We start from the raw sequence: 7,076 nt of genomic DNA, 5'->3' as shown, positions 1-7,076 counted from the left end.
CACGACCGCCACGGATTAGAACAACTGAGTGCTCTTGAAGGTTGTGACCTTCACCACCGATGTACGAAGTTACTTCGAAACCGTTAGTTAGACGTACACGACATACTTTACGTAGTGCCGAGTTAGGTTTTTTAGGTGTAGTAGTGTAAACACGAGTACATACACCACGTTTTTGTGGGCACGCTTCTAGTGCAGGCACGTTGCTTTTAACAACTTGCTTTGCACGTGGCTTACGTACCAACTGGTTAATAGTTGCCATTAACTAGCTCCTGATTTACTTAAAAGTAAGCTTTGTGAAAAATCTATCCCTAACTACTAGTGGCAGTTAGGGACGCAAAATTCTATTCAGCAGTGAGAGGTGTGTCAAGAAATATACGGATCTTTTTTTGTTCAATTGGACTTTTTATCCGTAAAGCTGAAATGACGCTTGAATAGTCAGTTCCAAGTGAGAGATTGAGGGTGCTTTATAGTCAGATCAACAAAGCCACAGTAGTCAACAACCGCAAGCTGAGAGCTGACTCTATTCGCCATCGCTCGCGCTGCTAAATCAGACGCCAACACAGCGCAGCTATGCCCTTTGAGTAAATGGTGAGCATGATGCTTAGGGTTCACCGCATAGACTGCATCTTCGATAAGCAATAGATCATCGCCATTATCGCAGACAAGGATGGCATTGCTAAGCGCTTGAACGGATTTTATTATGTGTAACATAACGCCTCGTTAAAAAGAGAGAAGCTTAGCAGCTTGTTGCAACTGGCTCTTAAGTGCAGAAAGCGATAATGGTTGGGCATCGAGCACTAAGTCAGCTTTCGCTACCCCCCTTTCAGCTAAAGAGTTTTCACAAACGTACACTTGCTCAATATCATAAAGGTCAAACAGCTTGAGCATAGGCGCATAATCTTTGCTCAAGATTTCTTTTGGGTCTTGACCATGCAGTAACTGATAAACGCCGTCCCCAATAAAGATCACGCTGATATCTTCACAATAGGCCGAAGCCGCGAGCAGCGCATCAATCCCCTCTCGCCCAGCAGAGCTGCCATGGGGAGCACTACGAAATAAGTAAGTTAACTGGCTCAAAACTGCACAACCCTATCTTGAACTAACATCGCTTCCGCCAAGCTACCTAAACCCGCTTGATGAAAACCTTCAGCCAAATTACTTTGGCTCAAGCCATGCTGATTAGCTTCATCTTGGCTGACAATGCCCCGACGCAGTGCAGCTGCTACACAAGTTTCAAGACGAACATTATGTGCGAGAGCAAGCTCATGCCACGCTTTAACAAGGTCAAATTCATCATTAGCCGGAACAGTCAACGCGCTGCCGTTGGTCACGCCATCTTGATAGAAGAAAACGCTAACCAAGGTATGCCCTTTAGCAATCACAGCTTGAGCAAACTGATAGGCGCTACGTGCAGATTGACTGCCATAAACAGAACCATTCACCACCAAGGTATAAGTCAATTGACTCAACTTTCATCATCCTCAGTTTTACGTTGGCGAATATAGAGGTAAACAGTGTGCTTAGAGATATTCAAGCGATCTGCCACGCGGTTAATTGCGTCTTTAATATCAAAGATACCTTTATCGTATAGCTCCATCACTATTTGACGGTTTTTGGTGTTGTTCGACACCGATTTATCCGCATTGATCTCTTCGATGGTGCGCTCCACGGTTTGGTCCACCAGCTCTTCCACATCACTTGCAAAGTTAACCGAAGAGGCAGCTTGTTTAGCTTCTTCTGTCGGCATAAAAGATTGCAGCACTTGCGAGAATGGTGCGTCTAGGTTGACATTGATACACAACAAGCCAATCACACGGTTTTCGCCATTGCGAATCGCCACCGTAATCGACTTCATCAACACACCACCTTTAGCGCGTGTGAAATAAGAGCGCGAAAAATTACGCTCTGAGCCTTCAATGTCACGTAGCATTTTTAGCGCTAGATCAGTGATGGGAGAGCCGACTTGGCGCCCGGTATTCTCACCGTTAGCAATCTTGATCGCTGAGGTATTTAGGTCTTCTAATGAATGCAGTACGATTTCACAAAATGGGCCGATTAAGCTCGCAATCCCATCCACAACCGCTTCATATGATCGAAGAATAATTTTGTCGTGCTCACTGAATGGCATCACATTGACAGATTCCATTTCGAGCAACATATCCGTATTTACTGTTTCTGTAGTTGTCACTTTTTAAGCCTTCGAGCGAAAAATCAACAAATTGGTGTAAGTTTATCAGAAATTTTGAAGAGAACATCTAGCTAAGCCACTATCTAGTGATTTAGAACAAATAAATAAGTGATGAATGACATACTTAGGAAAGAAAAAGGCCTAGCAGAAGCCAGGCCTTTGGTATGAGTGTTTCAATATCATTTATTGAACCGCTTCTTCACCATTGTCGATTTTTAGTAGCTCAACTTCGAACACCAATGTTGAGTTTGCAGGGATCGTTGGTGTGTCTTGCTGACCATAAGCTAGCTCTGGCGGAATGACAAACTTGAACTTAGAACCTACTGGCATTAACTGTACGCCTTCAGTCCAACCAGGAATAACTCGGTTAAGTGGGAACGTTGCTGGTTCACCACGATCGTAAGAGCTATCGAACTGAGTACCGTCAATCAAAGTACCTTTGTAGTGCACTTGAACGGTATCTGTATCTTTAGGTTGCTCACCTTCCGCTGCAGTCATGATTTGGTACAGTAAACCCGTATCAGTCTTCACGACACCATCTTGCTTTTCAAACTCAGCACGGAAATCATCACCTGCTTTTTTTGAAGCTTCAGCTTTTTCAGCGGCTTGCTTTTGCATGGTTTCCGCTACACGTTTATCAAGAGACTCAAGAGCCGCGCGTGTTTCTTCTTCATTTAGCTCTGCTTTGCCTTCAAACACATGCTCGATACCTTTCAGTACCAAATCTTTGTTTAGGGTAATGCCGATCTCACTTGGCTTATCTAGGCTTGTGCTTAGGTAGTTAGCAAAAGAGACACCAATCGCATACGCTGCTTTGTCGTCCTCGGTTTTAAAGTGAACCGCTTTACCTGTTTCCGCTTGAACCTGTTCTACTGCTGGAGCAGCTTCCGCTTTAGGCTCTTCTTCTTTCTGACAACCCGCCGCTAGTGCAACTGTTGCCGCAAGCAACGTCACTTTAAAAATAGATTTCATTGAACTCTCCAATTGAGACTTTTATCTTAGTGCACAAATCGTTAAGAAAGACTGGTGCGCACTCGCATGTTGTACCAATATAACCAATATGCGTCCGAAATAAACGAAACCAAGTGGATAATTGGACTTGATGCGAATAATTTTTAACACTCTACTAATAACTATTGTCATAACAACGTTAAATGGATGCTTTTTCTCCAGCCAAGATGTGCAACGTTGGGACATAGAATTAAAAGGGACCACCAGCTTTGCATTAAGTCGCGATGCCCGCTTTGCTATGCTTTATTCCAAGGAACACCAATTAGTACTTTGGGACTTGCATGAAAACCAACAACTCGCAGCACTTGGCGAGCAAGATCCTCAAGCAAACACTGTCTCACGAATCCGTATTTCTGATAATGGTCGCTTTGCCATTACCGCTACCCAAATGAACTTTGCTGTTTGGGATCTTGCTTGGACACAAGCAGAAGGATTGTGGTCAATCTCTGATGGCCTGATTCGCGATGTTGATATCGCCAGCAATGGTGACCAAGTACTACTTGGGTTATCCAACGGAAAAACAATTTACGTCAACTTAGTCACCGGCAGGCGATTAGAGTTCCTCGCACACAACGAAAAAGTCAATTCTGTAGCTTTATCACCTAATGGCCGTTTCGCACTTTCCGGGGGTAATGATTATAAAGCTTACCTTTGGGATACCAACACCGGGCAAATACTACGTACATTTGAACATGAGCAACGAGTTAATCGAGTGGCACTGCAAAGGGATGGGAAATATGCGTTTACTTCCGATGGGGGCAACCAGGCAGTTGTGTGGGATCTATCCAATGGCGAACCTCTTTCAGAACTAAGCAGTTTTTCAAGACAGCTCATTTTCTCGACTGCCCGTTTTTCAGATGATGGCCAGTACCTTGCGACAGGTACACCTTCAGGTCGGTTAATGGTTTGGAATAGCCATACAGGTAAGCGAGTAGATGGCTTTGAGGTAGAACCATTAAAAGATACTCGCCCTCCACGCGCAGTGGTGTATGATGCAGCCTTTGACAGCCAAAGCCGTATCATTTCGGGAACTTCGGCTGGTATAGCCCAAGCTTGGAATGTGGATTATTAAAATGACAGATAAGCGAGTTGAACAGCTAGAAAATCGTGTAAATGACCTTGAGTGTCAGCTAGCCTTTCAAGAGCAAACTATTGAAGAACTCAACGAAGCATTGAGCCAACAGCAGTTACTGATCACTAAGATGCAAGATCAGATGAAATATGTCGTAGGTAAAGTGAAGAATATGGACTCATCCAACCTCGCTGACCAATCAGAAGAAACGCCACCTCCTCATTACTAGAGTAATCTAGCTGAAGACGTACGCAATTACCGCTCCTGCAACCACTAAGCAACCGCCAATGCGACGTAATTGATTGTCTGGTTGCTCGCTCAATTGAGCAACCATGTTCCGCCAACCGTTAGGAGCAATAAGTGGTCCAAGACCCTCGACAATCAAAACTAGCCCTAGCGCTAGCCACAATGAGTTAGACATAATTTATCCATTAACATATACAAAAAATAAAGGCTCCACATGGGAGCCTTTATCGTATCTTAATTGCGATTACTTCGCTTCTGCGCCTGTCGCGTTATTCATGTACTGGAAGAATTCACTCTTCGGATCCAGAACAAGAATGTCACTCTTATCGCTGAACGATTTCTCGTACGCTTTCAGTGAACGCATGAAACTAAAAAACTCAGGGTCTTTGTTGTATGCATTAGAGTAGATCTTAGCCGCTTCCGCATCCGCTTCACCACGTGTTACACGCGCGGTTTTATCAGCTTCGGCAAGAACTGTTGCCACTTCTAGCTCAGCTTGAGCGCGAATAACTTCCGCACGCTCACGACCTTGAGAGCGGTGTTTACGAGCAACCGACTCACGCTCCGCACGCATACGCTTATAGATTGAATCACTGATGTTGTCAGGAAGGTTGATTTTCTTCATACGGAAATCAACAATCTCAACACCTAAGTCCGTTAGCGCGCTATCACGTGTACCTTCCAGTACATTGGCCATGATCTTGTCACGCTCACCATCAATCTCTAGTGCTTCTTTCGCCGCTTCTGTAGTGACTTCTTCACTATCTACGCTATCAGGTAGAACATCGTTATTACGTGGACCAGACACAATCTGTTTGATTTCACGTGCACCGATTTCAGAACGAAGTACGTCTGTTACTTTACGCTCAAGTAGCGCTTCAGCAGTCAGAACATTACCACCACCTGTAGTCAGGTAGAAACGACCAAAATCTTCGATACGCCACTTAACGTAAGTATCAATGATAACGTCTTTTTTCTCAGACGTTACGAAACGGTCAGAACGACCATCCATAGTTTGAATACGTGCATCAAGTGTTTTCACACGATCAAACAGAGGCATTTTGAAATGCAGACCTGGTTCGTAGATTTTTGATACACCATTGTCATCTAGGACACGACCGAATCGAATCACAAGACCACGCTCGCCTTCTTGAATAACGAAAACTGACATTAGCAACAGCGCGATCACTACCACTACTACAGGGATCATTAACTTACGCATTCTTAATATCTCCCTTGACGTGAACCAGTTGAACGAGATTGCGAATCTGACGCGCTACCGCTTTGATGAGTTTCAAGCTCAATCTGATCATAAGCTGAGGTTTCTTTCACCTTGCGTTTGGTCTGAGTTTGACCTTCGCCAGCTAGCTTATCGATAGGCAAGTACAGTAGGTTGCCGCTTGATTCTGAATCAATTAGAACCTTAGAAGTACTGCTGTACACCTCTTCCATCGTATCTAGGTACAGACGGTTACGTGTCACTTCTGGAGCCGCTTGATATTCAGGTAGTAGTTTCTCAAACTGAGCAACTTGACCTAGCGCTTCGTTTACAACGCGCTCAGAGTAACCCAATGCTTCTTTCTTCAGACGTTCAGCACGACCTGTTGCTTTAGGAAGAATATCGTTACGGTAAGCTTCTGCTTCACGTTCAAAACGCTCTTCATCCTCACGAGCAGCGATTGCATCATCAAATGCGTCTTTTACTTGCTCTGGCGGACGAGCTGACTGGAAGTTGACGTCAACAATGACAACACCCATGTCGTAGCTATCAATAATTTCATTCAACGTTTCTTGCGTGCTTTGACGAATTTGCTGACGACCACTTGTCAGGATACTATCCATCAAAGAGTCACCCACAACAGCACGTAGAGCAGAATCTGTCGCTTGGCGTAAGCTGTCATCTGCGTTTGTTACGCGGAATAGATACTTGTATGGATCAGCAACACGGTACTGAACATCCATCGCTACAGTCACTACGTTTTCATCTTTGGTCAGCATTAGACCTGAAGAACGTAGAGAACGGATAGCTTGAACGTTAACCGCTTCGTACTCATCAATAAAACGAGGACGCCAGTTCAGACCAGGATCGACCACGCGATCGTACTTACCTAAACGCAACACAACACCGCGCTCAGCTTCACCAATGGTGTAAAAGCCAGCGAAGAACCAAATTGCTACTGCGATTGCTGCAATGACGCCTAATCCTAGTACGCCACCACCGCCGCCGACAGACGGTCCATTGCCACCTTTACCACCAAACTTTCCACCCAGTTTCTGACTCAGTTTATTAAACACTTCGTCCAAGTCTGGCGGTCCTTGATCACGGCCACCTTTGTTACCACGATTATTATTACCCCAAGGGTCATTATCGCGGCCATTGTTGCCGTTGTTATTTCCAGGCTCATTCCACGCCATTAGAAAGCTCCATCATTTGATATGACGTTATACTGTAGCAGTCATTTAAGTAACTATAAAGTCACGTAAAACTGCCCCTTCTCTTTTTTCAAGTCTAGACCAATCCACTTGTTGCATGCGAACATCAATCAACAAGTTACCTTC

The 7,076-nt window shown here is 44.6% G+C and carries 11 protein-coding genes; 2 read left to right on the top strand and 9 right to left on the bottom strand.

Features of this window, described 5'->3' with window-relative positions; all coding sequences use genetic code 11:
- From rpsL to fkpA, 6 genes are all read right to left on the bottom strand, one after another.
- Positions 1-259: 30S ribosomal protein S12 (gene rpsL / locus AC4MRV_RS21165; RefSeq protein WP_491189267.1), on the bottom strand; the 259-nt coding region annotated here is incomplete at its 3' end.
- 176 nt (positions 260-435) lie between these two features.
- Positions 436-711, bottom strand: coding sequence for a sulfurtransferase complex subunit TusB (tusB, locus tag AC4MRV_RS21160; protein WP_491189266.1), 276 nt, complete (start codon positions 709-711; stop codon positions 436-438).
- A gap of 9 nt (positions 712-720) precedes the next feature.
- On the bottom strand, positions 721-1,077 hold the full coding sequence (gene tusC, locus AC4MRV_RS21155; RefSeq protein ID WP_491189265.1) for a sulfurtransferase complex subunit TusC: 357 nt from the start codon (positions 1,075-1,077) through the stop codon (positions 721-723).
- Entirely contained in the window at positions 1,074-1,469 is a 396-nt protein-coding gene (tusD, locus tag AC4MRV_RS21150; protein ID WP_491189264.1) for a sulfurtransferase complex subunit TusD, read from the bottom strand. Before tusD ends, tusC begins: the two co-directional genes overlap by 4 nt.
- Complete coding sequence (locus AC4MRV_RS21145) at positions 1,466-2,188, bottom strand: helix-turn-helix transcriptional regulator (protein ID WP_008075289.1); 723 nt, start codon at positions 2,186-2,188, stop codon at positions 1,466-1,468. Before AC4MRV_RS21145 ends, tusD begins: the two co-directional genes overlap by 4 nt.
- 183 nt (positions 2,189-2,371) lie before the next feature.
- Positions 2,372-3,160 carry an FKBP-type peptidyl-prolyl cis-trans isomerase gene (fkpA, locus tag AC4MRV_RS21140; protein ID WP_491189263.1) on the bottom strand — a complete coding sequence of 263 codons (789 nt, stop codon included), beginning with the start codon at positions 3,158-3,160 and terminating at the stop codon, positions 2,372-2,374.
- A gap of 130 nt (positions 3,161-3,290) precedes the next feature.
- On the opposite strand from fkpA, the gene AC4MRV_RS21135 reads away from it, so the two are divergent.
- Together AC4MRV_RS21135 and AC4MRV_RS21130 are read left to right on the top strand one after the other, a co-directional pair.
- Complete coding sequence (locus AC4MRV_RS21135) at positions 3,291-4,271, top strand: WD40 repeat domain-containing protein (RefSeq protein ID WP_491189262.1); 981 nt, start codon at positions 3,291-3,293, stop codon at positions 4,269-4,271.
- Between the two features lies 1 nt (position 4,272).
- The gene (locus tag AC4MRV_RS21130) at positions 4,273-4,500 is read left to right on the top strand and encodes a SlyX family protein (RefSeq protein WP_005476762.1); all 228 of its coding nucleotides are present in this window, start codon (positions 4,273-4,275) and stop codon (positions 4,498-4,500) included.
- Positions 4,501-4,506: 6 nt separating this feature from the next.
- Here AC4MRV_RS21130 and AC4MRV_RS21125 read toward each other — a convergent pair whose 3' ends face one another.
- From AC4MRV_RS21125 to hflK, 3 genes are all read right to left on the bottom strand, one after another.
- The gene (locus tag AC4MRV_RS21125) at positions 4,507-4,692 is read right to left on the bottom strand and encodes a DUF2065 domain-containing protein (RefSeq protein ID WP_491189261.1); all 186 of its coding nucleotides are present in this window, start codon (positions 4,690-4,692) and stop codon (positions 4,507-4,509) included.
- Between the two features lie 69 nt (positions 4,693-4,761).
- Positions 4,762-5,739 (bottom strand): protease modulator HflC, encoded by a 978-nt coding sequence (hflC, locus tag AC4MRV_RS21120; protein WP_491189260.1) that lies wholly within the window; start codon positions 5,737-5,739, stop codon positions 4,762-4,764.
- 2 nt (positions 5,740-5,741) lie between these two features.
- Complete coding sequence (gene hflK / locus AC4MRV_RS21115; RefSeq protein WP_491189259.1) at positions 5,742-6,932, bottom strand: FtsH protease activity modulator HflK; 1,191 nt, start codon at positions 6,930-6,932, stop codon at positions 5,742-5,744.
- Positions 6,933-7,076 lie beyond the last annotated feature (144 nt).

The sequence above is a fragment of the Vibrio sp. genome (assembly GCF_984391705.1).
Note: the sequence above shows the minus strand (reverse complement) of the source record. Positions and strands in the feature narration are given on the sequence as shown.

Bases quoted from the DNA above. Each gene is read 5' to 3' on its own strand.
- tusB (WP_491189266.1), bottom strand. From the start codon at position 711: ATGTTACACATAATAAAATCCGTTCAAGCGCTTAGCAATGCCATCCTT.
- fkpA (WP_491189263.1), bottom strand. From the start codon at position 3,160: ATGAAATCTATTTTTAAAGTGACGTTGCTTGCGGCAACAGTTGCACTA.
- AC4MRV_RS21135 (WP_491189262.1), top strand. From the start codon at position 3,291: ATGCGAATAATTTTTAACACTCTACTAATAACTATTGTCATAACAACG.
- AC4MRV_RS21130 (WP_005476762.1), top strand. From the start codon at position 4,273: ATGACAGATAAGCGAGTTGAACAGCTAGAAAATCGTGTAAATGACCTT.
- AC4MRV_RS21125 (WP_491189261.1), bottom strand. From the start codon at position 4,692: ATGTCTAACTCATTGTGGCTAGCGCTAGGGCTAGTTTTGATTGTCGAG.
- hflC (WP_491189260.1), bottom strand. From the start codon at position 5,739: ATGCGTAAGTTAATGATCCCTGTAGTAGTGGTAGTGATCGCGCTGTTG.
- hflK (WP_491189259.1), bottom strand. From the start codon at position 6,932: ATGGCGTGGAATGAGCCTGGAAATAACAACGGCAACAATGGCCGCGAT.